The sequence below is a fragment of the Salinicoccus halitifaciens genome (genome assembly GCF_021026095.1).
GTDB classification, from domain to species: domain Bacteria; phylum Bacillota; class Bacilli; order Staphylococcales; family Salinicoccaceae; genus Lacicoccus; species Lacicoccus halitifaciens.
The window spans coordinates 1-1,568 of record NZ_JAJNCU010000007.1 but is presented as its reverse complement, the minus strand read 5'-3'; the positions used below and the strand labels follow the sequence as shown (position 1 = coordinate 1,568).

Here is a 1,568-nt window from a genome sequence, read left to right as displayed (position 1 = left end):
AATCAAATTAATTGCGTAGAAAACCGAGAACAAACAAAAGAGTTCATAAATACACGCAAATGTACTATTGATTTAGTACACTCACAAATTCATTGCGATTAAGTAATGAAGGGCACACGGTGGATGCCTTGGCACCAAGAGCCGATGAAGGACGGAACAAACACCGAAATGCTTCGGGGAGCTGTAAGTAAGCTTGGAACCGAAGATATCCGAATGGGGGAACCCAGCATCGTTAGATGTTACCCATGCGTGAATACATAGCGCATGCGGAGGTAGACCCGGGGAACTGAAACATCTTAGTACCCGGAGGAAGAGAAAGTAAAAACGATTCCCCGAGTAGCGGCGAGCGAAACGGGAAGAGCCCAAACCAGCTTTGGCTGGGGTTGTAGGACACCGACATGCGAGAGCGGCATTAGCTGAACGGCCTGGAAAGGCCGACGGAACAGGGTAACAGTCCCGTAGGCGAAAATAAAGCTTCAGCTAGGTGGATCCTGAGTACGGCGGAACACGAGGAATTCCGCCGGAATCCGGGAGGACCATCTCCCAAGGCTAAATACTCCTTGGTGACCGATAGTGAACCAGTACCGTGAGGGAAAGGTGAAAAGCACCCCGGAAGGGGAGTGAAACAGAACCTGAAACCGTGTGCTTACAAGTAGTCAGAGCCCGTTCATGGGTGATGGCGTGCCTTTTGTAGAATGAACCGGCGACTTACGATGATATGCAAGGTTAAGCAGAGGATGCGGAGCCGCAGCGAAAGCGAGTCTGAACAGGGCGCATGAGTATATCGTCGTAGACCCGAAACCAGGTGATCTACCCATGTCCAGGCTGAAGTCCAGGTAACACTGGATGGAGGGCCGAACCGACTTACGTTGAAAAGTGACCGGATGAGGTGTGGGTAGCGGTGAAATTCCAATCGAACCTGGAGATAGCTGGTTCTCTCCGAAATATATTTAGGTATAGCCTCATGAGAGCATCGCGGAGGTAGAGCACTGTTTGGACGAGGGGCCCATCCCGGGTTACCGAATTCAGACAAACTCCGAATGCCGCAGATGTGCTTCATGGGAGTCAGACAGTGGGTGATAAGGTCCATTGTCGAGAGGGCAACAGCCCAGACCACCAGTTAAGGTCCCCAAATATATGTTAAGTGGAAAAGGATGTGGCGTTGCACAGACAACTAGGATGTTGGCTTAGAAGCAGCCATCATTTAAAGAGTGCGTAATAGCTCACTAGTCAAGTGACGCTGCGCCGAAAATTTACCGGGGCTAAACATATTACCGAAACTGTGGATCCGCAAGGATGGTAGGAGAGCGTTCCAAGTGCTGCGAAGCATGACCGTGAGGACATGTGGAGCGCTTGGAAGTGAGAATGCCGGTGTGAGTAGCGAAAGACGGGTGGGAATCCCGTCCACCGAATGACTAAGGTTTCCAGAGGAAGGCTCGTCCGCTCTGGGTTAGTCGGGACCTAAGCCGAGGCGAAGACGCGTAGGCGATGGAAGACAGGTAGAAATTCCTGTACCGGTGGGTATTGTTTGAGCGATGTGGTGACGCAGGAGGATGGTCAGGCATGCG

General features: G+C 51.5%; 1 rRNA gene. It reads left to right on the top strand.

Annotated features, from left to right (window positions below):
* Positions 1 to 96: 96 nt before the first annotated feature.
* Positions 97 to 1,568: ribosomal RNA gene (locus LPW40_RS11570) — 23S ribosomal RNA — on the top strand; the annotation flags it as partial.